21 protein-coding genes are annotated in these 25,001 nt (G+C 51.6%); 13 read left to right on the top strand and 8 right to left on the bottom strand.

Translation table 11 applies throughout. From position 1 onward, the window contains the following. Nucleotides 1-532 precede the first annotated feature (532 nt). Nucleotides 533-1,147 (top strand): trimeric intracellular cation channel family protein, encoded by a 615-nt coding sequence (locus ACQ4M4_RS22140; protein ID WP_430686642.1) that lies wholly within the window; start codon nucleotides 533-535, stop codon nucleotides 1,145-1,147. 176 nt (nucleotides 1,148-1,323) lie between these two features. Here ACQ4M4_RS22140 and ACQ4M4_RS22135 read toward each other — a convergent pair whose 3' ends face one another. The 4 genes from ACQ4M4_RS22135 to ACQ4M4_RS22120 all read right to left on the bottom strand — a co-directional run bounded on the left by ACQ4M4_RS22135 (nucleotide 1,324) and on the right by ACQ4M4_RS22120 (nucleotide 8,108). Beyond that, entirely contained in the window at nucleotides 1,324-2,022 is a 699-nt protein-coding gene (locus ACQ4M4_RS22135; RefSeq protein ID WP_430686641.1) for a 2,3-bisphosphoglycerate-dependent phosphoglycerate mutase, read from the bottom strand. A 250-nt stretch (nucleotides 2,023-2,272) separates the two neighbouring features. Continuing rightward, nucleotides 2,273-3,868: a glucose-6-phosphate isomerase gene (locus tag ACQ4M4_RS22130; RefSeq protein WP_430686640.1), complete on the bottom strand. Its 1,596-nt coding sequence runs from the start codon at nucleotides 3,866-3,868 to the stop codon at nucleotides 2,273-2,275. A 630-nt stretch (nucleotides 3,869-4,498) separates the two neighbouring features. Next, nucleotides 4,499-5,491 (bottom strand): 2-hydroxyacid dehydrogenase, encoded by a 993-nt coding sequence (locus ACQ4M4_RS22125; RefSeq protein WP_430686639.1) that lies wholly within the window; start codon nucleotides 5,489-5,491, stop codon nucleotides 4,499-4,501. Nucleotides 5,492-5,699: 208 nt separating this feature from the next. Then, nucleotides 5,700-8,108 carry a phosphoketolase family protein gene (locus tag ACQ4M4_RS22120; RefSeq protein WP_430686638.1) on the bottom strand — a complete coding sequence of 803 codons (2,409 nt, stop codon included), beginning with the start codon at nucleotides 8,106-8,108 and terminating at the stop codon, nucleotides 5,700-5,702. Nucleotides 8,109-8,816: 708 nt separating this feature from the next. Here ACQ4M4_RS22120 and nrtS point away from each other — a divergent pair. From nrtS to ACQ4M4_RS22095, 5 genes are all read left to right on the top strand, one after another. Next, nucleotides 8,817-9,071 carry a nitrate/nitrite transporter NrtS gene (nrtS, locus tag ACQ4M4_RS22115; protein ID WP_430686637.1) on the top strand — a complete coding sequence of 85 codons (255 nt, stop codon included), beginning with the start codon at nucleotides 8,817-8,819 and terminating at the stop codon, nucleotides 9,069-9,071. 324 nt (nucleotides 9,072-9,395) lie between these two features. After that, the gene (locus ACQ4M4_RS22110; protein ID WP_430686636.1) at nucleotides 9,396-10,580 is read left to right on the top strand and encodes a photosynthetic/respiratory NAD(P)H-quinone oxidoreductase subunit H; all 1,185 of its coding nucleotides are present in this window, start codon (nucleotides 9,396-9,398) and stop codon (nucleotides 10,578-10,580) included. Between the two features lie 139 nt (nucleotides 10,581-10,719). Next, nucleotides 10,720-11,715: a zinc-dependent alcohol dehydrogenase family protein gene (locus ACQ4M4_RS22105; protein WP_430686635.1), complete on the top strand. Its 996-nt coding sequence runs from the start codon at nucleotides 10,720-10,722 to the stop codon at nucleotides 11,713-11,715. A 40-nt stretch (nucleotides 11,716-11,755) separates the two neighbouring features. After that, on the top strand, nucleotides 11,756-13,927 hold the full coding sequence (locus ACQ4M4_RS22100; protein WP_430686634.1) for a pentapeptide repeat-containing protein: 2,172 nt from the start codon (nucleotides 11,756-11,758) through the stop codon (nucleotides 13,925-13,927). Nucleotides 13,928-14,146: 219 nt separating this feature from the next. Then, nucleotides 14,147-14,416 carry a hypothetical protein gene (locus tag ACQ4M4_RS22095; protein ID WP_430686633.1) on the top strand — a complete coding sequence of 90 codons (270 nt, stop codon included), beginning with the start codon at nucleotides 14,147-14,149 and terminating at the stop codon, nucleotides 14,414-14,416. A gap of 149 nt (nucleotides 14,417-14,565) precedes the next feature. Here ACQ4M4_RS22095 and ACQ4M4_RS22090 read toward each other — a convergent pair whose 3' ends face one another. Further along, on the bottom strand, nucleotides 14,566-14,796 hold the full coding sequence (locus tag ACQ4M4_RS22090; protein ID WP_430686632.1) for a DUF892 family protein: 231 nt from the start codon (nucleotides 14,794-14,796) through the stop codon (nucleotides 14,566-14,568). Nucleotides 14,797-15,191: 395 nt separating this feature from the next. Between ACQ4M4_RS22090 and ACQ4M4_RS22085 the strand changes: the two genes are divergently transcribed. The 7 genes from ACQ4M4_RS22085 (at nucleotide 15,192) to ACQ4M4_RS22055 (ending at nucleotide 20,812) form a co-directional block, all read left to right on the top strand. Continuing rightward, nucleotides 15,192-15,869, top strand: coding sequence for a V4R domain-containing protein (locus tag ACQ4M4_RS22085; RefSeq protein ID WP_430686631.1), 678 nt, complete (start codon nucleotides 15,192-15,194; stop codon nucleotides 15,867-15,869). After that, on the top strand, nucleotides 15,866-16,180 hold the full coding sequence (locus ACQ4M4_RS22080) for a hypothetical protein (protein ID WP_430686630.1): 315 nt from the start codon (nucleotides 15,866-15,868) through the stop codon (nucleotides 16,178-16,180). Before ACQ4M4_RS22085 ends, ACQ4M4_RS22080 begins: the two co-directional genes overlap by 4 nt. A gap of 72 nt (nucleotides 16,181-16,252) precedes the next feature. Next, entirely contained in the window at nucleotides 16,253-16,750 is a 498-nt protein-coding gene (locus tag ACQ4M4_RS22075; protein ID WP_430686629.1) for a hypothetical protein, read from the top strand. 48 nt (nucleotides 16,751-16,798) lie between these two features. Further along, nucleotides 16,799-17,452 carry a V4R domain-containing protein gene (locus tag ACQ4M4_RS22070; RefSeq protein WP_430686628.1) on the top strand — a complete coding sequence of 218 codons (654 nt, stop codon included), beginning with the start codon at nucleotides 16,799-16,801 and terminating at the stop codon, nucleotides 17,450-17,452. Between the two features lie 161 nt (nucleotides 17,453-17,613). Beyond that, nucleotides 17,614-19,539: a serine/threonine-protein kinase gene (locus tag ACQ4M4_RS22065; RefSeq protein ID WP_430686627.1), complete on the top strand. Its 1,926-nt coding sequence runs from the start codon at nucleotides 17,614-17,616 to the stop codon at nucleotides 19,537-19,539. 155 nt (nucleotides 19,540-19,694) lie between these two features. After that, nucleotides 19,695-20,408 (top strand): NnrU family protein, encoded by a 714-nt coding sequence (locus tag ACQ4M4_RS22060; RefSeq protein WP_430686626.1) that lies wholly within the window; start codon nucleotides 19,695-19,697, stop codon nucleotides 20,406-20,408. Between the two features lie 41 nt (nucleotides 20,409-20,449). Beyond that, the gene (locus ACQ4M4_RS22055) at nucleotides 20,450-20,812 is read left to right on the top strand and encodes a thioredoxin family protein (protein WP_430686625.1); all 363 of its coding nucleotides are present in this window, start codon (nucleotides 20,450-20,452) and stop codon (nucleotides 20,810-20,812) included. Between the two features lie 390 nt (nucleotides 20,813-21,202). Here the strand turns inward: ACQ4M4_RS22055 and bchD are convergent, their stop codons facing one another. The 3 genes from bchD to ACQ4M4_RS22040 are packed head-to-tail and all read right to left on the bottom strand — an operon-like array spanning nucleotide 21,203 to nucleotide 24,895. After that, nucleotides 21,203-23,269: a magnesium chelatase ATPase subunit D gene (gene bchD / locus ACQ4M4_RS22050; RefSeq protein ID WP_430686624.1), complete on the bottom strand. Its 2,067-nt coding sequence runs from the start codon at nucleotides 23,267-23,269 to the stop codon at nucleotides 21,203-21,205. Between the two features lie 58 nt (nucleotides 23,270-23,327). Continuing rightward, the gene (locus tag ACQ4M4_RS22045) at nucleotides 23,328-24,140 is read right to left on the bottom strand and encodes a class I SAM-dependent methyltransferase (RefSeq protein WP_430686623.1); all 813 of its coding nucleotides are present in this window, start codon (nucleotides 24,138-24,140) and stop codon (nucleotides 23,328-23,330) included. Nucleotides 24,141-24,157: 17 nt separating this feature from the next. Then, on the bottom strand, nucleotides 24,158-24,895 hold the full coding sequence (locus tag ACQ4M4_RS22040; RefSeq protein ID WP_430686622.1) for a potassium channel family protein: 738 nt from the start codon (nucleotides 24,893-24,895) through the stop codon (nucleotides 24,158-24,160). Nucleotides 24,896-25,001: the final 106 nt, after the last annotated feature.

The raw sequence follows: 25,001 nt of genomic DNA, 5'->3' as shown, positions 1-25,001 counted from the left end.
GTGCCTTTGGCGGTGCTCCACAGAAAAAAACAACGTGGAACTGGCTAGATGAGCCTGCTGCTGGTTAAATCAGCAGAACGGGAGCCGGAAAAATTCAGTATAGAAAATATCGATTAAATCTGACTCAACAATAAACAGAGTTAAAAATTTTAGTCAAGTGTTCGCCGACTCCAATCGGCTCTGATTTGCTTTTGGAAAGCGGTCGATACATTGATAGGTCTAGCCCTCAGACGTTGTTGTGCTGGTGATAGCTTTGCTCTATGGGACAAACTTTTACAAACGCTCGATACCGCTTCACAGTTTTGAGAGAGGGCGGAAATTCTTGAGCAGAACCTTGGGGGCGAAGCTTTGGGACGCATCCCGATCGCGTTGTGCTCGGGTGTATGGGCTCAACCCCAATCCTTTGATCCTGAAAAAACGTGAATTCAGGATAAGCTGGAAAGCCCTTAACCCGAACTGACGTTAAAAATGAATTGGCAAATGAGGTTCGGCGGTCGCCATCTCCTGGTTTTGTAAAATCACTGGTTGGGTCATGACGCGTGAGATATTTTTGGCCATTGTTGAGTGGGCTTCCGTCTTTGTGTATGCCCTAAGCGGCATTGTCGAAGCTCGAAAACGCAATTTGGATCTGTTTGGTGCCTTGGTCATCGGATTTGTAACGGCCTTTGGGGGCGGCACACTTCGAGATGTGTTGTTAGGTCGTCATCCCTTGTATTGGACTCAGCACCCAATCTACATCGCAACGGTTGTCATTACGGCTATTCTTGCCCTGTTCTTTCCGTTTCAGGCAGATAAGCGAACCCGCCGCCTCATTATTGTTTTGGATGCATTGGGATTGGGCTTATTTAGCTATTTGGGAACTTACCATGCCATTACTTACAGTACGCATATGCTCGTGGCACCCATTATGGGCATGATCACGGCAACATTTGGTGGAGTGATTCGAGATGTCTTCTTTTCTGAAATCCCCCAAATCTTTTTGCTGCGTACTCAGCTTTACGCTGTGTGTGCGCTGTTGGGGGCGTTTGTGTATGTTCTGTTGCGCATGTTAGAAACCGATAACTCCATTGCGATGCTGATGTGCGTTACCAGTACGTTTTTGATGCGAATGCTGGCGATTAAGCACAATTTGCGCTTGCCTTTGTAGGGTAAAGGCCGGGTCGAATATTTGCACGGTGAACACTAATTCTAGCTATTTTTTAACTATCAATGAATGTGCTTTTTGCAGCGTTGGTTCTAGGGTTGAAAGGTTGGCAAACTTGAGATGTTTGAATGAAACCCACCAAATCGTTCACGCCAAGTAATTCGCAATATAACCGTTTGCTAATGATCCAAGATGGTTTTGCTTTGAATGATGCCCTGTGAGTCAAATTCATAAATGATGGGAATGCCAGTGCCTAGCTCTAATTGAGTGACCTCATCGGGGGAGAGTTGATCAAGTTCCATGATGATGGAGCGCAAGGAATTGCCATGGGCAGAGACTAATACCTGGTCGCCATGCTTGATGTGGGTCATGATGCGATCGCTAAAGTAAGGCAGCACCCGCTTTTGAGTATCTTCTAAGCTTTCGCCACCGGGTGGCCGCACATAAAACGATCGCCGCCAGAGATGAATTTGTTCTGCACCGTACGCTTCTGCTGTTTTTTGCTTGTCGAGTCCTTGCAGTTGTCCGTAGTAGCGTTCGTCGAGCGCTGCTGTAGGGTAAATGGGTAATTCTTGAGAACCGTTGCCCTCGTAGCGATCCCACCCGTGCCAATTGGCATCATCGGGTTCATGCTGAATGATGGGAATTTTCCCTCCACAAATCTCATCACATTCGGTTAACACAACGATCGCCGTTTCAATTGCTCGAATGAGCATGCTGGTGAAGCAAACATCCACCCGGTAATGCCTCAGTTTTGTCGATGCGATCGTGGCTTCTGCACGGCCACGTTCACTAAGGGGTACGTCTACCCATCCAGTAAACTTATTTTCTGCATTCCAAAGGCTTTGTCCATGGCGGATCAAAATTAGGGTAGCCATTGCGGATATTGCTCATCGGGTGTGTTTGTGTTTCATATGTCTAGAGCATCACCCTAGGGTGAATTCAAACTAGCTCTGAAAATGGTTTTTTCTGGTTGCAGAGTCTCATCAACCCAAGAATACGGGATGTAACGTGGGATGCTCTTAACTCACATTGTAGAGTTTGAAAATGGATCAACTTCTCGTGTAAGTACACACGAGAAGTTGACCAGAAGTAGGGTAGGGCGATCGCCCTACCCCGAGTATTGCGTTATTGCAGCGAGACCTTAAGAGAAGCTGGCTTGGCGCGATCGCCCTCCAGCTTGATCCCACGCTGATTTGCCTCCAGATGGCGCACGATCAGGTACACCGACTCCACATCATTGGGGGCTTGGGCCTGTTGTGCCAACTCCGAGACCGAGAGCGGTTGACTGGCAGCTTTGAGGGCTTGCACAATTTGCTGCTGCAAAGACAGCACCGATGCAGCGGCTTTTTTGCCTGCTTCCACCCCAGGCTGATGGTAGGCATTGATATTCACGAGCGATGCATAAAGGCCCACAGCCCGCTCATACAGCGCAATCAGCGCCCCAACCATGCGCGGGTTCACCCGAGGAATGGTAATGGTGATGGAATCGCGGTGATTCTCGTAAAGAGCCTTGCGAGTTCCTTGCAGCAAGCCCGAAAGGTAGTCACCGCTGGTTACTCCTGGCTCTACCTCTAGCGCATCGCCAGCGCCGCCCGGCTTGTCTTCCAAGACCTCAATAAACGTGGCAAAAAAGTTGGGAACCCCTTCGCGCAACTGTTGGACATAGGCGTGCTGGTCGGTAGAGCCTTTGTTGCCGTAAACGGCGATCCCTTGGTTTACGGTGTTGCCATCCAGATCCATCTCTTTGCCCAACGATTCCATGATGAGTTGCTGCAAGTAACGGCTAAATAGCAGCAGACTATCTTTATAGGGCAAGATCACCATGTCTTTTTCGCCGCTGCCGTTGCCGCTGGCGTACCAGCATAAGGCCAACAGCGCGGCTGGATTTTGTTGCAGGCTGGAAATGCGGGTGGCAGCGTCCATTTCTTTTGCTCCGGCCAGCATGCCGCGAATATCGATACCCTGTAGCGCGGCGGGCAGCAGCCCAACGGCAGATAGCTCAGAGGTGCGGCCTCCCACCCAGTCAAACATGGGGAACTCAGCCAGCCATTGCTCGGTTTTTGCTAGTTGTGACATTTTGCTGCCAGTCATGGTGATGGCGACAGCGTGCTGTGCAAAGTTGAGCCCCTTTTGCTCAAAAGCGTGCTTGACTTCGAGCATGCCGTTGCGGGTTTCGGGAGTGCCGCCCGATTTGCTGGTAATGAGAACCAGGGTAGAGTTGAGGCGATCGCTCAAACTGTTCAGAATGCGGCCAATGCCAGCGGGGTCGGTATTGTCGATAAAGTGAATCTGCATGGGGGCTTGTTGGGGGGCAAGAGCCTCGGCCACAAACTGAGGCCCCAAGGCCGATCCCCCAATTCCGACCGACAGCACATCGGTAAACTTGGGTGCATCGGGCGGTTTTATTTCGCCAGAATGGACTTGCCCTACAAATGTTTCAATTTGCTCCAATCCATCCAAAATTTCGCGGCGAATATCTGGGTTGGGTGCTAACTGGGGATCGCGCAGCCAATAGTGACCCACCATGCGCTCCTCGTCTGGATTGGCGATCGCCCCTTTTTCCAGTTCATCCATCGCTTTGAATGCCTGGTCAAATTTGGGAAGCAGGGCATCGACCAGATCGCGGCCAAACCGCATCCGGCTGATATCGAGGTAAAGGTTGAGGCCGCTGTGAAAGTACAGCCAGTCCTGATACCGTTCCCAAAGTTGTTTTGCATCCATGGATAGAAATAACTCCTTATAAACAGTTCTGTATGGCTTTAAGTTTGTTGCCTTAAGGCTAGCCGAAAGTGCTGAGTTTTTTGTATGCATTAAGCATAAAAAAATCCCCTTTTGTGGGTAGATTCTTGACGCACTGGGGGGAGCAGGGCTTGGGAATTGGCAAAAGTGACGCTGGGGCTGTTGAACTTTGCTGGTGCTATTCTCGCATTGGGCGTCGTCGGACTGAAAGGCAGAAGCGACTCCTCAGCGACTCCTCAAACAGCGTTAGATGTGGATGGTTGTTGTAAAGGCAGTCGGAGCTTGCTTCTACAACCATCCACCGATCTAGAACAATACCCAACTCCTGGGACGAGTTCGATACCCAACATGATGGCGCTTTCGCCTGAGCTGAACCTTAGAGGACGTTTAAAAAGTGCCCAAAGCTTCGTGGATTGCCCTCACCTCTTGTGTTCTCCTCTTCCAAATTTGGGCGAGGGGAAAGGGCTTGCAGCTCCCCTTCTCCCAAATTTGGGAGAAGGGGCTGGGGGATGAGCGCGATTTTTTGATGCTCAGACATCCTCATTAGTCGCTGATGCGCAGTTGCTGAACCTCAGCCGCTGAACTTTAGTCAATGCCAAGCCTTAGCTGAGGTTACGGGGTCACTTGGTTTTTGATGGGGCGGCCCAATTCAAAATCGGCGAGGTTGCTGAGGGTGGTGTGGGCGATCGCCTCTAGTGCATTCTGGGTGAAAAAGGCCTGATGCGCAGTAATTACCACATTTGAGAACGACTGCAGCAGTTGAAATGTGTCGTCTTTAATGACCTGATCTGACCAGTCTTCAAAGAAGAGATCGGCTTCTTCTTCGTAGACATCGGTGCCAAAGTAGCCAATCTGTCCCGATTTAATTCCTTCAATCACGGCCCTCGTATCGACCAAGCCACCTCGACTGGTGTTAATCAGCATGACGCCAGGTTTCATTTTGGCGATCGCCGCTTCATTCACAATATGGTGCGTAGAGGGTAACAGCGGACAGTGCAGCGAAATAATGTCGGACTGGGCGAACAAATCATCAAGCTCAACATAGTTCACTCCCAGAGCCTCGCTCTCTGGGTTGGGGTAAAGGTCGTAGCCCAGCAAATGACATCCAAAGCCGCGCATAATTTGAGCAAAACATTGGCCAATTTTGCCGGTGCCAACCACACCCACCGTCGTTTTGTGCAGGTCAAATCCCAAAAGCCCATCCAGCGAAAAGTTATCTTCGCGGACGCGGTTGTAGGCCCGATAGAGTTTGCGATTGAGCATGAGCACAAGCCCAACCGCATGCTCGGCCACTGCATAGGGCGAATAGGCTGGAACCCGCACCACTGTTAGACCTAGTTCGGCTGCTGCATGCAAATCCACATTGTTGTAACCCGCGCACCGCAGGGCAATCACTTTCGTTCCCACATCGGATAGTTGATGCAGCACTTTGCGATCAGCCTGATCGTTAATAAACAAACACACGGCTGGAAATCCGTCTGCAAGTTCTGCCGTTTGGTGCGTTAGGCGAGCTTCCAAAAACTTGAGCTCATGGCCATAGCTTTTGTTTACGGTCAACAGCGAATGGCGGTCATACCGCTTTGCACTAAATACAGCAACTTTCACGAGGGTGTCCTAGTTCGTTCTTTACAAAAAATGATGGTAAAAGCTGGATGCACTCTGGAGAACGTGAAGGGGCGATCGCGTTCAGGGTTGCCATGACGCATTTCACAAATCCTCACAGATCCTCAATAGATCCCCACAGATCCCCAGAGTCCCCAAGCCGATCAAGCGTAGTTAGAGATAGCCACTAACTACGCTTGCGGAACATGCCTTAGTACGGCCACTTCCAATGAGTCATATCGTCGCGATCGGTGCCGTGTTCGTAGGCGTAGTTGCAGTTGTCAATGATGGCGTTTTTCATCCGCTCTCGCACATGTGCCCCTGCCGAGCCCAACTTCGGCACCCGATCGATCACATCAATCACTAAGTTAAAGCGATCGATCTTGTTGCTGATTGCCAACTCCAGCGGAGTATTGATGTTCCCCTTTTCGGTATAGCCCCGTACGTGGAGCCGCTCCTGATTGGTACGGCGATAAGCCAGCTTGTGGATCAAATAGGGATATCCGTGGAAGTTGAAGATGATGGGTTTGTCGGGAGTAAACAGGGTATCGAACTCTCGGTTCGATAGCCCATGGGGATGCTCCGTATCGGGCATGAGGGTGAGTAAGTCCACAACGTTAATGAACCGCACCTTGAGGAATGGAAACTCCTCGCGCAGAATGGCAGTCGCAGCCAGGGCTTCCTTGGTGGGAATGTCGCCACAGCAAGCCATCACCACATCCGGCTCATCGGGCTCGACCCCGCAGTCATCATTCGAAGCCCATCCCCAAATGCCCAAGCCTTTGGTGCAATGCTGGATCGCCTCATCCATGCTGAGGTATTGCAGGTGCTTCTGCTTATCCGACACGATGACATTGGTGTAATCTGTGCTGCGCAAGCAGTGATCGACTACCGACAGCAAACAGTTGGCGTCGGGCGGGAAGTAGACGCGAACCACACTGGGATTTTTGTTGAGCACCACGTCAACAAAGCCGGGATCTTGATGAGAGAAGCCGTTATGGTCTTGTCGCCACACCGTCGAGGACAACAGCACATTCCACGAAGAAACCGGAGCCCGCCAGGGAACTTCGTTTTTGGAAATGTCTAGCCATTTGGCGTGCTGATTAAACATGGAATCAATGACGTGGGCAAAGGCTTCGTAGGTGTGGAAGAAGCCATGCCGTCCTGACAATAGGTAGCCTTCCATCCATCCCAGAAGGGTATGCTCGCTCAGCATTTCCATAACGCGGCCATCGATTGAGAGTTCGCTGCCATCCAGGTCTTCGGGCAGCATGTCGGCCATCCAGGTTTTTTTAGAAGCCTGGTAAACGGCTTGGAGGCGATTGGAGGCGGTTTCGTCGGGGCCAAACATGCGGAAGTTTTGCATGTTGTTGCGCATGATGTCGCGCAAAAAGTTGCCCAGAGGAACGGTGTTTTCAATTTCGCTAGAGCCGGGTTTGTTGACTTCGACGGCGTAGGTTTTGAAGTCGGGCATGCGGAGCTCTTTGCGGACGAGGCCACCGTTGGTGATGGGGTTGGCTCCCATGCGTAGGTCGCCTTGGGGGGCAAGGGCTTTTAGTTCGGGGCGCAAGCTGCCGTTCTCATCGAAGAGTTCTTCGGGGCGGTAGCTGCGCATCCAGTCTTCCAACATTTTGAGGTGATTGGGGTTGTTGTTGATGTTGGAGAGGGGGACTTGGTGCGATCGCCAAAATCCTTCTGTTTTGTGGCCATCTACATAATCTGGGCCAGTCCAGCCTTTGGGCGATCGCAGCACAATCATGGGCCATAGGGGGCGATAGCTCCGGCCAGAGCGACGAGCCTCCTCCTGAATTTCCTTAATTTCGGCCATGACCGTATCCAGGGTGGCTGCCATCGCCTGATGCATATAGTCGGGATCAGCCCCTTCCACAAAATAGGGCTTGTAGCCATAACCCCGAAACAGGCTTTCCAGCTCCTCGTGGCTAATGCGAGCCAAAATTGTGGGGTTTGCAATCTTGTATCCATTCAGGTGCAAAATTGGCAACACTGCCCCATCCCGTGCCGGATTCAAAAACTTGTTGGAGTGCCACGCAGTTGCTAGGGCTCCAGTTTCGGCTTCACCATCACCGACGACCGCCGCCACAATCACATCAGGGTTGTCGAAGGCTACGCCATACGCATGAGATAGGCTGTAACCCAGTTCGCCCCCCTCGTGAATCGAGCCGGGAGTTTCGGGGGTGCAGTGGCTGCCAATACCACCGGGAAATGAGAACTGCTTAAAGAATTTGCGCAGGCCGTCAGCGTCTTCGCTTTTGTCGGGGTACACCTCAGAATAGGTGCCTTCCAGGTACACCGGACCTAAAACTCCGGGGGCACCGTGCCCCGGCCCGGCAATATACACCATGCTTTGGTTGTATTTTTTGATGATGCGGTTGAGGTGGGTGTAGATAAAACTAAGGCCTGGGCTAGAGCCCCAGTGTCCGAGCAACCGATGTTTCACATGCTCGGCTCGCAGGGGTTCGCGCAGCAGTGGGTTGTCGCGCAAATAGATCATGCCAACGGCCAAATAGTTGCAGGCTCGCCAAAAGGCATGAATGTCATGCAACTCTTGATCCGTTAGGGGTTTTGTTGTGACCACTTGTTTTTCTGGGGAAGCAACCATGATGTTTATGCCCTTTGCTGAAAATCAATGAAGCGTCAGTTTGCTGATAAGGTCTGCTGCTGAAGATTCACACCCGATCGCACGTATACATGACAGGGAATGAATGATAAAGCGGGTCAATCGCAAGTTGTTGTCATTCTAAAAGTGCAACCTTGGCACAATGCCCTAACTATCGATATAGATCTCGTGCTGATTTTGGGAAATGAATCATGCAGATTTAACACCATACATCCCTTACTGGTGTTGGTATTCACGTGCTGTAACTCAATGAATGAATGATTTTATTTAGTGAAATGGAATTCACTGGTTTCGGTGAGGACTATCAATTGAACTACTCCAAAAAACACCCAAAAAGGATGATCGTTGCTGCTCAAAAGGCTCGCGTCTGAAGTCACTGTAAAGCGATCGCTCCAGATTGACTAGTTCTACTGGCTACTTCTTTAGACTTTATTTAGGTCATCAAAATTTATTGAGCAGAGCGTCATTGTTCGCTGTTTTACTAGCACTTACGTCAAAAATGGAATGTTCAATCTGTAATAGTTTGAAAAATTAAATCATCCTAAAATAATTCGTGAAAATTTTGCGATCGCGTCCTTTCACCGCTGAGGAATGGAGCGATCGCGAAGAGAGTTGTCTGCGTCGATTTAGAATTTTTTTCGACTTGATGCAACGTTCAGGTTTTGTGTTCTGCGCCTAATTTGGAAGGTTATGGTTCCAGCGATTCGAGGATATGTTTTGGCATTGTGTGATCCAGCAATGAGTCGGGCTGCAATTCGGGTGGCGCTCATGGTTGGCTCGCTGCTGCTGGTGATCAACCACGGGGCTGCGGTGTTTCAAGGAAAGATGACGCGCGATCGCTGGTTATCTGCGGGGATCACCTATCTGGTTCCCTATGCGGTCAATATTCAAGGCCAGTACGCAGCCACCGCTCGACGCACGAAACAAAAAGCAGGCCAGGTTTGACAATTAAATCGCTAAGTAGCTTCCGGGTCGATCAATGTCAAGGTCGATCAGTGTCAGGAGCGATCGCGCCGCTGTGCTTTTGTTTCCCCATGCAAGCCCTATCGCATCTATTACAAACACAAATAGATGATAAAGCCTCGAATAATTCGCTGCTGTGCCCGTGGTATCGACGTTACAGCGTGCAATCGCCAATTCAAATTAGCGTTCCTAAAACGACAAAGATCCTTCATAATTTATGAAGAATGTAACGCGCTACCTCAGTCCGCATCGGTGTGTGCGCATATCGGGTAGTTGCTCCCATCCCACCAGGAGGTCCATTCCCCTATGCCAATGATCGAAACCAAAACCGAACCCATGGTTATCAACATGGGGCCGCACCATCCCTCGATGCACGGTGTGTTGCGCCTCATCGTAACCCTGGACGGTGAGGATGTCGTCGACTGTGAGCCCGTCATTGGCTATTTGCATCGCGGCATGGAAAAAATTGCCGAAAACCGCACCATTGTGCAGTATGTGCCTTACGTAAGCCGTTGGGACTACGCCGCCGGCATGTTCAATGAAGCCGTTGTGGTCAACGCGGTTGAGCAACTGGCCGGGGTTCCCGTGCCCAAGCGTGCCAGCTACATTCGCGTCATCATGCTGGAGCTAAACCGCATTGCGAACCACCTCTTGTGGCTTGGCCCCTTCTTGGCCGACGTGGGCGCTCAAACTCCTTTCTTCTACATCTTTCGCGAGCGCGAGCTTATCTATGATCTGTGGGAAGCGGCAACAGGCTACCGCATGGTCAACAACAACTACTGGCGCGTTGGCGGTGTCGCAGCTGACCTACCCTACGGCTGGATCGATAAGTGCGAAGATTTTTGTGACTATTTCCTCCCCAAAGTGGATGAGTATGAAAAGCTCATTACCAACAACCCCATCTTCCGCCGTCGTACCGAGGGGATGGGAACCATCACGCGGGATCAAGCCATTAACTGGAGCTTGTCTGGCCCCATGCTTCGGGCTTCGGGGGTGAAGTGGGATCTGCGCAAGGTTGACCACTACGAATGCTATGACGAGCTTGATTGGGATGTGCAGTGGGAAACCGCGGGTGACTGCTTTGCGCGATATCTGGTGCGGATGCGCGAAATGCGCGAGTCGGTCAAGATTATTCGTCAAGCGCTGAAGGCTCTGCCAGGTGGCCCCTACGAAAACCTGGAAGCACAACGGATGAACAGTGGCCCTAAGTCAGAATGGAATGGCCCGGACTACCAGTTCATTAGCAAGAAAATTCCGCCAACCTTCAAGATTCCCAAAGGCGAAAACTATGTGCGTTTGGAGTCTGGTAAGGGCGAGTTGGGAATTTATGTGATTGGTGAAGACAATGTCTTCCCAGGTCGATTTAAGATTCGAGCAGCCGATTTCAATAACCTGCAAATCTTCCCCCACATTATCAAAGGGGTCAAGGTTGCGGATATTGTGGCTATTCTCGGTAGCATTGACATCATCATGGGTTCGGTTGATCGCTAGATTTGTTTGGCGGGATAGAGCGATCGCCTACCTTCCCGTTTTCTCGTGAGTTTGAGAAAGGAGCATGACCCCATGCTCCTTTTTTGTATGATTTGCACAGATTGATTCATTCCGTTCTGTTGAACGTCCACTCTTCCCCATGAAAGCAATTTTGATGACGGCTCCTGGTGATCCCTCAGTGCTGCAGCTGGGCGATCGCCCCGAACCTCCCCTCCAACGTGACACCGAACTGCTGATTCGGCTGCATGCGGCTGGAGTCAACCCCATTGATACCAAACTGCGGCAGCGTGGCACGTTCTTTCCCGATGCGATGCCTGCCATTTTGGGCTGTGATGGTGCTGGCGTTGTCGAAGCGGTAGGGCCAAAGGTGCGTCAGTTCCATATTGGTGATGCCGTGTACTTTTGTAATGGTGGTTTGGGCGGGCACCCAGGAACCTATGCGGAATTTGCCACCGTGGATGAGCGGTTTGTGACTCGCAAGCCCGGTGCTCTCAGCTTCGAAGCGGCAGCGGCAGCTCCTCTGGTGCTGATTACGGCGTGGGAAGCGCTGATGGATCGGGGGCGATTGCAGGCAGGCCAATCGGTGCTGATTCAGGCGGGAGCGGGTGGCGTGGGCCATGTGGCCATTCAGCTAGCTAAACAGGCGGGAGCCCAGGTTTGCACGACAGTCAGTTCGCCCGAAAAAGCGGAATTTGTCCGCAGATTGGGGGCCGACCATGTGATTGTCTATCCCGAAACAGATCCGGTACAAGCGGTGCTGAACTGGACCGATGGCGCAGGGGTCAATTTGGCATTTGATACGGTTGGCGGGCCAGTTTTATCCCAATGCATTGCAGCGACGAGAGTGTATGGCGATGTGGTGACGATCTTGGCGGCGGACCCGGCAACGGATTGGAAGACTGCCCGCGACAAAAACTTGCGGGTGAGCTTTGAGCTGATGTTAACGCCGATGTTGAAGGGGCTGGCGGCGGCTCAGGAGGCACAGGCGGCCATTTTGTACGAATGCGCCCAGCGGTTTGATCGAGGAACCCTAACCATTCATGTGGGAAAAACCTTTCCGTTGGCCGAGGCGGCGGCAGCGCATCAACTGCTGGAGCAGGGTGGCGTGTTCGGTAAGATTGCTCTGACGATGTAGGACGCGGCGTGTGGCAGGGCATAGGAAGTTGGGCGGGTTCGTGTGGGCATCTAGATGGGTCGGAAGATGGGTGGGAATGCTGGTGGCTGTGCTGCTGGTAGTATGGCTGGCGTGGCCCCAAGGGGCGTGGGGGGCGATCGCCCAACCTGACCGAGTGCCTCTAACGCTGGAGCTGTTGCAATCGCGCCTAAAAACTCCAGTGCCGATTGAAGGAGTTGCCACCATTGATTTGCGCCGCCTCATTATCGATTTGCGTCCCGAGAATGCTACCTTGCGCGATGCATTTTATCCGCTAGTGCGCGATCGCCTATTGCGTTCATCCATACCGTTGGGGTTGGATTTCAGCTTTTCGCAAATTCTGGGTGAGTTTGATATGCGGGAAATTGGCCTGCGGGTGCCGCTGTATGGCGAATCCTTGCCTGCCAACTTTACTGCAGCCGAACAAACCCAACTGCTGCGCGATCGCCGTCGCATTGCCCAACTCAGCCAGCTGTCGCGATCGCTCGTGATGCAAGCCCAACTACCGACGTTGCAAATTAGCGTCTTGCGTGGCCCGCTGCGGCTCAACCAAACCCGTTTTGAAAACTCCACCAACTTCAACAACACCTTTTTTCTGAATGCGCTGACGGCTCAAGGGGCCGATTTTGCCCAGGCGGTCGATTGGTCAGAGGCCCGTTTTGGCAGTACAGTCTCGTTTGCAGGTGCCCTATTTCGCCATACGGCTCGCTTTCGCAGCACCATCTTTTTTAAGCGCACAAGCTTTAATCAAGCTCGCTTTCGCGATACGGTCACGTTTCAAAGTAGCGAATTTCAGGATACCGCCAATTTCAGTAAGGCCCTGTTTGAGCAGCCCGCGAATCTAACCCGCGTTGTTTGGTTGGGCAATGCCGACTTTGCCCAAACAGAGTGGCAGTCCTTGGCGGATTTTGATCGCAGCAAATTTGGCAAATCGTTGTTTTTGGCAGAAGCCACCTTTCATCAAAACGTAACGTTTCGAGAGGCGCAATTTATCCAGCCAATCAATTTGCGGGGGGCAACCCTTCAGCAAGAAGCAGACTTTGGCGATGTCATATTTGGTGCCAACGCTTACTTGAATGTGGTGGGGCTGCAATTTAACCCAGATGATGCCAGGATTATGGGCTCACCGGGCGAGATTGGCCGCCATATTTCGGTACCAACCTTGCAAGGCAATGAAACGCTGTTGCGCAACATTGTTCGAAACTTTCGCTTACAGGAGCAGATTGCCGATGCCAACCAGACGGAGTACCTGATGCAAAAATTGCGGCTGAGTCAGCTTTGGCAACGGCTCACGGGGTTGAATATCAATACAGCATCGCCAGCTCAGCTTAGGCGAGTGGGCTTGTCGGATCAGCAAATTGCGGCGATCGCCACTCTGCGCCAAGAACAGCCTTTTCGCAATACCAACGATTTGTTGAAATTGGATGACATTGATTTGAGTACCTATGTTAAGGTGCGCGATCGCCTTGTTGCGGCTCAGCCACGGGCCTTGTTAGACCAGATGTTGAGTGCGCTCAACGGTTTGGAACTACTGATTTTGTTGCTGCTGACGGCCTTTGGCACAAATACCAACTTGGTATTTGGCCTGGGAATGGTGGCGATCGCCTTTTATGCGCTGCTGTTTTGGCTGCTTGACCGCCTTCGTCGACAAACGCCTCAACCAATTGCCCCAACCGCCCAAGAAACCACGTGGATGCTAGCCACCAACGGCCTGCTCATGCTGCTAGGCTTATCCGCTATTTTTCGCAGTGGCGAATTTCCGTGGCTCAGCTTGCTATGCGGCATCATCATTTTTGTCCCATTTCCGCTCGTGCTAACGATCATCATTTATCGACAGGGGCGCTATCACGACCAAATGGATACCAGCTACCTTGTCGAAGATGGCAGCACACGCCAGCTCCGCATCTTAATTGGCCGTTTGCCCAATATTCCTCGATATCCTTTTTTTCGAGAACGCTTTAGCCCCTTATTGTGGGATCGTCGCTGGAACTGGCTCAACTATATCGACTTCAGCCTTAACAATATGTTGCGATTTGGCTTTAATGATGTTCGCCTGCGCGATGAGGCATTGCCGGGGTTGATCAATGCGATCGTTTGGTATCAATGGACGTTGGGATTGCTCTACGTCTCGCTATTTTTGTGGACTTTATCTCGAACCATTCCAGGTCTCAATTTATTGATCTATTTCAAGTAAATCGCTTCATCATTGTGTCGATCGGTAAACGAGTTTTTTTATAGGTGAGGGTGGCTGCTTTCAAGTTAATTTACTGGGGAATTAAATGCTTGGTAAGGTTTGCTGCCGAGGTCGCTTAAAAATAACGTTCTAGGTTTCTGAGAACTCGTTGATTTGCACTTACTGAACTTTTCGACCCTCCATCTATGGTTAATGTTGGGTTTAATGTTGAGCTCGATTGTGAATTATCGCCAAAAAAATAAGAGTGCGTTTGAGTCGCGAAAAATGGTTCAGGCTGCTCTTCAATCCATATTTTCACTGAATAAATACTTCTACAGTTTTTTACCTCCTCAAGCTGCTAATCTTAAGCCATTGGTTGGAAAGGAATCTGTTATCGAAGCCAAATTCTCTAAAAGACGGCAAGATAATAGATTGATTGGTTATTTGACGAGATTTTGCTTTGCTGAATTACCCTGTAAGCCATTAATACCAAATGGTTTTGGCGATTGATTGCATTGTTGAGATTGGCGATCGCCCTAAAAAATATCCGCACAAAAAAAGATCTTTTGTAGATTCACCCAATGTAGATCTACAAAAGATCGATAGATTAGCGACTGTTTTTATTCAGGCTTTATCTTTACGGATGTAACCGTTCAGGATTACATTTTGCCCTTCTGCATGACTTCTTGTAGATGAGTTCGCACTTCTTCAGCTTGCTGAATTTCGGTTTGCTGCAACTTTTCTAGCAGCTGAACACAAGGTTGTGAACCCACTTGCTGAGCATCTTGAATGTAGGTTTCGTAGCCTTTAATGGCTTCAGCTTTGTTCTTCAATACCGTTAGCAAATCATACTCAAGATTGCTAATTGCTTGCTTGCCATTCATTGCCATTATTAAATTTCCAAACTCATTACCTCCCACTCTGACGAATTTCAGTCCAAGCCTCATCTACCTAAAGTGAGCTTGCAGGCGATCGCAACAAATCGTTTTTTTAACAATACGTGAGGGTTTTAGTTGTCATGTTTTTAAGACGGCCACTCACACACCAGAGATCGGGTACAGTGATTGAGTTCATAAATCTCTACAGTCCGATCGCGACAGTAGGGTTAGATTCCTATCGCCATGGGAACACTGAAAAGGTCTGAAACATTTGACTCATGGCTGTTGAGTGGGTGATTCGCCAATTAGCCATCTGAGTAAATGGCTGAATCTGCCCGACGCTAGCCCCGATGCATTTGCAGTCAGGGTTCAGCCCTTAAATCATTCGCTCTTACTGAGAGATGTCTATGGTGACCGCAATACAACACCCTATCAAGCTCAAGCACGCTAAAAAGCACAACCATTATGGCTTTCGCGATTTCTTTCAGTTTGATCCTGAGCAAGGGACACTGATTGACTGGAACGAAAGCTACAACGCTCTCACCACAGAAGACTTCATCATTGGCATGGTGGAAGGGTTGCAAGAAGAAGTGGGAGATGCCGCCGCCGCCACGATGTACACCATTGGGTGCGAGTGGGGCCAAAAAGACGCATTCTTTTTTGAAAAATGGTTTGAAAAGGAATTTGACCGCAATGTGCGGCAAACCAATCTCATGTTTTTGCTGGAAACCTGGTGGTGGCCGTTTACCGCTCAGGGTTGGGGTCGTTGGGAAGTGGACATGGGCGATCGCAAGCAGGGTTTCATGTTCATCAACATTTTTGACTCGGCCGTAGCACGCACCTTGGGAGATGTGGGCAAGCCCGTATGTTTCTTGTACGCCGGGTTGTTTGCCGGGTTCTTTACCGAATTGGTGAAAAAGCAGCTCAGCTGTATCGAAATTCAGTGCTATTCCATGGGCGAAACCTACTGCAAGTTTTTGCTGGGTGGCCAGGATCGGATTGATGCTGCATCCTTCTGGTTGAATGAAGGAGCCACCGCACGGGATATTGAAAAGCGGTTGCGTGCTGGGGAGCGACTGGGATGACGAGTATGACGCTGGCGCACCGAAACGGAGCAAGTGCGAACTTGCCATCTCCTTCATGGTTGCAACAATCGACCCGCAAGTTCTTTGGCGAATTTAACTGGGAAGACATCCCGCCAAATGTGCAAGAAATTCGGGTAACAGCGGTTGAGGTTCCCAATGAACCCCTGAGCCTACTGCTGACCACCAGCCAATTTTTTGGCGCGATGAATTGGGAGGGTGATGCGATCGCCCAAACGACACCGCTTCCCCCGGCTGATCAGGTTGATGCGGTTGATGTTTTTACCCTAGAGGACTTTTCTGACCTGTTTTAAGCCGGGTTTACACCCAGTCAGGTGGGAATCGGTCAGTTCTTCCTCTTCATTACGTTCATCCTTGGTACTCTTATGCATCCACAAATTGAAGCCGTCTTTGACGAGGCCGAAAATCGTTATCTCCATCCCGATGAAATCAACGTCCTGACTCAATACGTCAACACATTGCCCAGCCGGCTAGAGACCTATCGCACTCTGCGTGACAGAGAGTTAGAAATCATGCAGCCCGTGGCCGATCAGCTTGTCAACGAAATGCCCAATGAAAGCCTCCCTAACCTGGAGCGGTGCATTAAAAACTCGATATTGGTACTGCGCAGCTGTGCCTTGGGCATGTTGCTGGAAGATGAACAGCTAGTGCGCCAACGGTTAGAAGGCTGGCTCAGCACCACAGCGCAGGCGTACAACTCCTATGCGATCGACGCAACGCTTTACCGCATTATGGAACGACAGCTCGCTCAAGTTCTGTCGCCTCAGCAAATGAGCCTATTTCGCCCGATGTTTGGTTTGGCTCAGCGCCTTCTGATGAATGTAGAAGATGAGCCGCTCACGGCAGCCACCATCGGTTGGTAAGGGTTATTTGTTGGGTTTATCCATTCTGGAATCTTGTGGTGATTCATTATGATTTCTGTTGCTGATTTATTAGTTAATAACCGCATTCCCGGCAATTACTTTGCAACCGATGCCTATGTGCGGGGTGATTTGGAATTGGGGGTGCTGGAAAACCGGCAGGGCGATCGCCTCATTGCCCTGCCTTCAACCCTCATTCAAGGCATCTATTCCGGGTTAGAAAAAGAAACGGGGCAAGCCTCGCGCTTAGTGTTGTTCAATTGCGGACGGTGGTGGGGCAAAAACTTTTACAGCCGCTTCACCGAAGCCATTACCGACTACTACGGCACGTCTCTCTCAGAAATGCCCATGGTGGAATTTATGCAAACGCTGCAGCAATGCTGGATTACCCACGGCTGGGGCAAAATCGACATCGACCAAACCTACCAGCCACGGGGCTTTTTGGTCATGAAGACGTGGAATTCGCCATTCGCGCGGTTGGCTCCGCAATCAGGACAGCCCTCTTGCCATTTAGAAGCGGGTATTCTGTCTGCCTTCTTTAGCCAAATGACGGGGCGAGAACTGCACTGTTTGCAAACGACATGTGAATCAATGGGGGCAGATTGCAATCAGTTTGTGATTGGCTTGGCCAAGCGGCTAGAGCCAGCCGAAACGATGGTCACCAACCTTGATCACGACGCAATCATGCAGCAGTTGTGCAGCTAGGCGAAGGTGGCATTGGCCTGATATTGCGGTGGCACACATTCCGGTGGCATACATTCCGGTGCCTGTTTCGCTAACCTTTAAAGTTCGCTAAATGTTAAATTGGTCTGCCTATCGTCAACAAGGCCCGGTAAGATTGTTGCTGATGTTGTACTGCCAACTCTGTGCTAACGCTTCATGGCAAAGACTCTCGTCGCTCAAACTATCGGCTCCTGGGATTGGTGGGTCAGGGTCAGTTTGGGCGTGTGTTTTGTGCGGTTCATCGACAAACTGGGCAAATCGTCGCACTCAAAAGTCTAGAGCGAGAGCGGTTTTCCACGCATAAGTTTTTGCGTGAACTGCGGTTTTTGCTGAGTCTAGAGCATCCCAATATTGTGATGTGCCAAACGCTGGAACACACGGCGACGGGGCGGCACTTGGTGATGGACTATTGCGAGGGCGGCACTTTGCGCACGCTGATGCAAGACGAGGTGCGGCTGAGTATGGCGCATGGCATTAAGCTGGTGTGCGATGTGTTGCAGGGGTTGGCCCATGCCCATGCGCAGGATATTGTGCATTGCGATATTAAGCCGGAAAACATTTTGCTCAAGGTGGAGGAGCATGGGTGGACGGCTTGTATTTCAGATTTTGGCATTGCGCGGTTGACCCAAGAAGTGACTGAACCCTATGCGGGTTTGGGAAACACGGGGTCTCCAGCTTATATGGCTCCCGAACGGTTTTATGGCCAATATTCGGCTGTTTCTGACCTGTACTCGGTGGGTGTGCTGCTGTTTGAGATGCTAGCGGGCGATCGCCCGTTTTCGGGTACGCCTAAGGAGCTCATGTCAGCTCACCTTAACCAAGTGGTGTCATTTCCAGCCCAGATTGCGCCTGGATGGCACTCTGTTTTGCTGAGGGCGCTACAGAAGCTACCAGCACGTCGCTTTCGTACCGCAGAGGAAATGCGAGATGCCGTATACCAGGCGGCTCAATTGAATGACTTAGACCTTGCATCTTTGGGGATCCATTCCGCTTCAACCTCATCCCCGCTGCTAGAATGCCACTCCACCGTTCCTAAAACGCCGATTGGTTCTGTACTAGCCATGCCGCTCGATCGCATGCCGACTCAGATGATGGCCATGCCTGCGGAGGCGGATGGTGAAAGTCGTGTGGCGCTGATACAGCCGTTTCCAGATGTGGTCACGCTTTACCAGGCGATTGGTTCCACGATCGCCGTTTCCACCCACCCCACTACCAGCGAAGGATCCAGACCTCCCCAACAAGAAACGATTCAACTACCCGAACCCGTAACGCAACTACTGCCTCATCCTCATGGCTGTGTGGCGATCGCCTCTCATTCCATCCTGCTGATTCACCGTACCGATGCGGGGGCCGTTCGGGCAAAACCGTTAGCCTCGTTTCAGCAATCGGTGGTCGCTACTGTGGAGCCAACGGGGCGATGGTTGGCTGTGGGCAAGCCCAACGTTGCTCAACAGGACAGTGCTCAACAGGACAGTGCTCAACAAGACAGTGCCATGCTGCTGCTGCCGCTGCACCACCCGTTCCCCATTACCTTGGCAAAGCAATCTATTTCGCTGCCACAGCGCTGTTTACACAGCCTGATCGCGCTGGATTCACGCCATGTTGCGGCATTTTCGGATGTGGCATCGACTTCTCACAGTTCCGTCAACACGGCGATTGATGTGTACACCCGTCGAGGAACACAACTGGTACAGTTCTCGACTGCACTCATGCTGAAGCAGGTGGTGGCTACGTCTTTTCCCTATCGCCTGCTGGCTGCGGATATGAATGATGCCGGTTCGCTGCTGTTGATTGATTTGAAGCCATACCGACTGACCCGCATTGGTTTGCCCGTGGTGCCAACCCTGTTCCACGCGACTCGTTGGGGCTACGTGGTGGCCGATACCCACGGTGAGGTTGTGCTGCTAGATGAGTATGGCGACATCGGAGGCCGCATTGCGATAGATGAACCCATTGAGGCGATCGCCCCGTTTGAACCCTATGGGTTGCTCGTCGCGACTCGGCAGGCCAATCAGGGGCGACTGCTAACGGTTAATTTGAAAACGTTGGAAACCAACTTTATGTTTTGAAGATGAGCGTTGGAACTGAGCGGGAACGGAGAGAGGTGTCAACGATTGGTCATCGAAGACTGTAAGAACAGCATGGAAGCCAGGCGACTCTACAAAATTCGGGGTACCCTAGAACCTGTATGTACTCATGATCCCGCATTACTTTGGCTGCCTCTATGGAAACCGGATGGCTCACTGCAAGCCACTTCATCATGTTTGGTCTCTTGGTTGGGTTTGCGATCGCTCATAGCGGTCTTGCTGCACTACGCCCAATCGGTGAAAAATACGTGGGGCCACGGCTGTATCGTGTGGGGTTTGCCCTCGTAAGCCTGCCTCTTGCCACCGTACTCATTATTTACTTCATCAACCATCGCTACGATGGCCTGCGGCTTTGGAATGTGCAAGGTGTGCCCGGTATGGAATCCTTGGTTTGGATTTTATCGGCCATTTCGTTCTTATTTCTCTATCCAGCAACCTTTAATTTGTTGGAAATTGCAGCGGTGCAAAAGCCCCAAGTTCATCTTTATGAAACGGGGATTATTCGCATCACTCGGCATCCTCAAATGGTGGGTCAAGTCATTTGGTGCATTGCGCATACGCTTTGGTTAGGCACAACGTTTATGCTAGTTACCTCTGCGGGATTAATTTTGCATCACGCATTTGGAGTTTGGCATGGCGATCGCCGCTGGAAAAAACGGTTTGGCGATGCCTATGAAGCGGTGATGGCTCGTACGTCGATTACACCGTTTTTAGCGATCGCTCAAGGCAAGCAAACGCTCGTGCTAAAGGAGTTCTTGCGTCCTGCATACGTTGGAGTCGGGGGATTTATCATCTTCTTTTGGTTGGTGCATCCCGTTTTAATCCGTGCAACTAGCAGCATAAGCTGGTAAATTGATCCCAAAGGAATTTTGAAGACTCAATTTATAACACTATGGTAATAACAGTTGACGAGCGGAACTTTTCTCAGGAAGTTTTGGCATCCTCCGCTCCTGTCGTTGTAAATTTTTGGGCTCCCTGGTGCGGCCTGTGCCGATTGGTCAACCCGTTGCTCGATACTTTGCAAGCTGAGTGGGGCGATCAAGTAAAAATTGTCAGCATTAATGCCGACGAAAGCTTAAAACTCTCCAACATGTATCGGCTGACAAATTTGCCGACTGTTTTGCTATTTGCCAACGGAGATGTGTTAGAGCGATTGGACAGCTTCCACAACCGGGATGATATTGCTCACGCTTCCGCTGTGCTTCGTGGCACGATTGAGTCTCTTTATTTGGCCTACAGCGGCGTTATGCGATAGGGCTCATATTTGAAGGGATATGTGTGAAATTTGGCTCTGCTGTGTGGTGTTCAGCATGGGCCGTCTAAGTCTTCTGCCTTAGCTTACCAATCCCGGTGACTGGATCGAGCCTGACAGATGCTGTTGGGTTTGTTTTAGCAATCAGCCATTGTTAAATATAAAAACCTAAACCCCTGTGCCATCCGCTGTGCGGGTGGCGCAGGGGTTTAGGTTCTGGTTTTTAGTGGTGTCGAGGTACTTATCTCTAGCTTCCACATGAGCTGGAGGTGACATGCGCGGTGGCAGATGGAGCGATCGCCCATTGCATACCCAAGTGAGCCTTACTGACCTTGGATATGCAATAGTGAGGACACCTTGCTTTGGCGGTCGCCTGCGGATAAATGGCAAAACTTACCGACCTTTTGCGTCTTTGAGAGCGCCCATGGTCATCGCGGCGATCGCTTGATCGTTCGCCTTGGGTAGGTGGTAGTATTTGCCGCCTGCATGTTTGGCCAGCTCTTTGGCAAAGCCAGTGGAAACGAATTTGCTCTCAGTATCAATCACCAAAAGCTGCATTCCCTGAGCCCGCACCTTGGCCGCAATCTCCAATAGTTCGCCCTTGATGTCGGGTTTGGTGCCTTCCTCGACAGGCTCACCGAGCGATCGCGACAGCGGCACATTGCCTCGACCATCTGTAATCGCCACAATCACGACTTGCCCAATATCGCCAGACTGACGAGCATTGACGCCAACACGAACAGCCGTCGTGAGACCGTGGGCTAATGGCGAACCGCCACCGCAGGGCATACGCTCCAACCGTCGCCGTGCGGCTGCAATAGAACGGGTGGGAGGCAGCAACACCTCGGCCTGCTCTCCTCTGAAGGGAATCAGCGCGATCTGATCCCGGTTTTGGTAGGCTTCGGTCAGCAGGCGCAGGACGGCTCCTTTGGCGGAGTTCATACGGTTCAGTGCCATAGAGCCAGAGGCATCTACCACAAACACAATGAGTGATCCCGCCTTGCGAGCCAACCGCTTGGCGCGAATATCGCCTTCTTCAATAAACACGCGTTTGCGCGAGGTGGAGCCTGAAGTTTGCTCGTAGCGATTTCGGCGCGATCGCTGGTAGGGGGAAGCCGATCGCAACGTTGCATCCACAGCCACCCGCGATACTTTGCCGCGAGGCAAAACGGGCTTGATGTAGCGCCCGCGATCCTGAGAAAAGATAATACCTTGGGCACCCGATTTCCCACGCCGCTGGGCCATTTGGGCAAAGTACAGCACCGACGGATCGAGAATCACCCCTTCAGGATCAAAGACAAACTCTTCGGGAATATTCGGAGGCTCGGGCTGGTTGTCCTCCTCCTCGTCCTCGTCGTCCTCCTCTTGGTCTTCCTGTTCCTGGTCGTCCTGCTGTTGGTCTTGTGGTGGCGGTGGCGGTGGCGGCGGTGGGGGCTGTTGCTCATCGGGGGGCATATCCAGCACAGTGGCCCGCGGCACAATCACCAATTCCACGGCTCGGCGCAAGTCATCGGCGCTCACTTCCGATCGCCCTTCTAAGGCGGCATGAGCCTTGGCAACTCGAACTGCAAATAGCTCGGCCCGGTGCCCCTCAACCCCCGCCCGAATGGCTTCTTTGACCAGATACTCAATTTGGGCTGGGCTAATGCGGACATCCTTTAGCCATTCTCGCGCCAGAATAATTTGAGTCTTCAAATCATCCAAATCTGCTGTGTACAGATCGAGGAAACTTTGGGGCGATTCGGCATAGCTGGTGGCGCGCTCTACGGCTTCAACCCGTTCATCCAATCCCAGCACGGCATCGGCCGAAAGGGCGATCGCAATCCGATCCAACAGGTGCGATCGCAAATCGCCTTCCTCAGGGTTATAGGTGGCAATCAGCAATGGCTTGCACGGGTGCTGAAAACTAATGCCCTCGCGCTCAATTTGGTTGCGTCCATCCGTTAGTGCCGACAGCAGTAAGTTGGCCGTTTGGTCATCCAGCAGGTTGATTTCATCCACGTACAGCACGCCACGGTGCGCCTCGGCTAGCAAGCCAGGTTGAAACACCGTTTCTCCCTGCTTAATCGACTGGGCAACGTCCACCGAGCCAATTAGGCGGTCTTCGGTTACCCCCAAGGGAATTTGGATGAATGGGGCAGGAACGACTGCTGTTGCCAATGAAAATTCATGAGAGCCGGAATTTTGCTGCTGCTGAGCGCGATCGCGCGTATCGTCATCCCATTCGTTGGGCTTGGTGGGATCGGCGTTGCAGCAGCTTCCCTCAATGACTTCGATAGGGGGCAGCAGGGCGTGGATTGCTCGGGCCATAACCGATTTGGCGGTACCGCGTCGTCCGGCAATGACCACACCGCCCAATCCAGGATCAATCGCCGCCAGCAGCAGTGCCAGCTTAATGGCATCTTGCCCAACTACAGCCGTCAGGGGGAATGAAAAGACTTGAGGAGACGCAACAGACATGCTTGAAATCTAGATATATCCAGACTTTTAGCATACCAGGATGCGGAGCCGATGCAGGCTATCCGATTGCTTCTGCTAAAAAGATGTCGGTGCGGTAGTGCATGAGAACATGGCGATCGCCCGTTTCAGATGGTTGAGCCCACTGGTCAAAGAGCTGGTCGAGCTGGGCCAACAGTTGCTCGCAGACGGAGCCTTCCTTGGGTACGTAGGAGGAACTGAGCGCCAGTCCCTTCAATGCATCTTGAGACACCGCGCGAGACCAGAGGATGCGATGGTAGCGATAGTGAGTAAATAAGGGGCTAGTGGCCAACGCCTCGGCAGACTTTCGATCTTTGCGATTAAATACGCGAGGATCGGCGACCGAGCGAATCACAACCTCGTGGGCAGCGGTAAAGGGATCTTCGGTGTTTCGGGTGTTCCATAGCAATGCAACGCGACCACCCGGTTTGAGAATTCGGTAAAACTCTTGCAGCGCTTCCATTTGCCGAAACCAGTGAAACGCTTGGCAGCACGTCACTAAGTCAATGCTGGAATCTGCCAGGCCAGTAGCTTCGGCAGTGCCAGCCCGAAAGGTGACCCTAGGATGCGGAGCGGCAGTTTCTCGCATGGCCACATTGGGTTCGATTGCCCATACGGTAGCCCCTGCATCGGCCAACAGCCGCGACGAAATGCCCGTGCCCGCGCCAATATCCGCAACGGTGAGGGTGGTTGTGGGTTGAAGCTCAGCCAGCACATGGGCGATCGCCTCGGTGGGATAGCTAGGACGATACTGTGCATAATCCTGCGCTCGATCTGAGAATCGCTGAGTGGGAGACTGAGCATGCAGGGGCTGCCTATCTGCATCGTGAGACATAGGAGAAATCGGATTCATGAACGGTGCATCCTTCTCTAACTTTGGAGCCTAGAGAGTGGCAAAGATGGGGGCGATATCGAAGGAGAAAAAGGGCGATCGCAACACCCATCAATAAAATTCAACAGTTGTCGAATCGATCCCGGTTTTGTCACAACCAAAATGGTAGACCCAGGTTCTAACACGGTGTTGCCGTTGGGAATGACCAACTTGTCGTGCAAATGGTGCTGGTAGCCAATAATCAGCGAATCAGCAGGAAAGCTGGCATCTTGGGCAATCTGAGCCACACTGCGACCTGCCACCGAGCATTCCGTGGGAATGGCTAGCTTAATCACCTCAATTTGCCCTTGCTCAAAATGCATCATGGATTCCACTTGGGGATACTCCAGCGCATTGGCCATCGTCGATACCGCGAGATCCACCGCATTGATAATGGTGGTAGCTCCAGAAATCCGATAGGGCTCAGCAAAGTCTCGATGCCGCATCCGCACCACAATTTGGGACACCCCATAATATTTGGCCAGGGTGACCATCGCCAGGTTGAGCGGGTCTTCGCGCAGAACGGCAGCCACGGCATCGGCTTTGCGAATGCCCGCTTCCAGCAGCACGTCGGTACTGACTGCACTCCCTTCAAAGGCCATTACTCCAAGCTGCTCGCGGGCATAGCGGCAGGCGTTTGGGTCTACATCAATGACTGCGACAGTGTGCCCCAAGTTCACCAACATTTGTGCAAGCGAAATGCCGTAAAGGCCGGCACCACCAATGAGGACGTACATGGCTTATCTACCGAAAACGCAAGAAATAACGAGCGGCCACATCTGGCAGATATTGCTCTAGCGATAGCGTAACGTATGGTTTACAAATCGGGGGCGATCGCTGCTT

It is taken from the genome of Leptolyngbya sp. AN02str, assembly GCF_050565595.1.
In the GTDB taxonomy this organism is placed as follows: domain Bacteria; phylum Cyanobacteriota; class Cyanobacteriia; order Elainellales; family Elainellaceae; genus Kaiparowitsia.
This window is presented reverse-complemented; position numbering and strand designations above follow the sequence as displayed.